At 33.3% G+C, this 475-nt stretch carries 1 protein-coding gene; it reads left to right on the top strand.

The genetic code is table 11. The features are described 5' to 3' along the window. Positions 1–430, top strand: a 430-nt coding sequence (locus RMT89_RS41070) for a glycosyltransferase (RefSeq protein WP_315888855.1), incomplete at its 5' end; no start/stop codon positions are given. Between the last annotated feature and the right edge of the window lie 45 nt (positions 431–475).

The following is a 475-nucleotide window of genomic DNA, read 5'->3' as shown; positions in this document are numbered from 1 at the left end:
TACAGAAGAAAAGCTTAAGGATTATATTCCTAGTGTAAAAATAGATAACCTAGATAAAATCATAAAATGTCATGGTTTAGTTAGTGCGGAATCAGCGGCCAATTTGGTTAAGAATTCTGACTTTTCAATCATAATAAGACCAGATATAAGAAGTGTTCAGGCTGGTTTTCCAACGAAATTTGTAGAGAGTTTATCAGTTGGTACACCCGTTATAGCCAACTTGACAAGTGATTTGGGTGTTTATTTGAAACATGGAATAAATGGTTATATTTGCAAAGATGATAGCATTGGGTCTTTGGTAGATGTTCTCATAAGTAGTATCAATAATAATGATTTATACGCGATGAGAACCAATGCTCGTGAAACAGCTGAAAAGTATTTTGATGTAAGTGTTTACTCAGCTCACATGAAAAGAATTATTGAATCTTGAGATTAAGTTTATTATGGCTAAGGACATCAAGTTAGGAATCATCGG

Origin of the sequence: Streptomyces sp. P17 (assembly GCF_032436805.1) — a bacterium.
Classification (GTDB): Bacteria; Actinomycetota; Actinomycetes; order Streptomycetales; family Streptomycetaceae; genus Streptomyces.
This window is presented reverse-complemented; position numbering and strand designations above follow the sequence as displayed.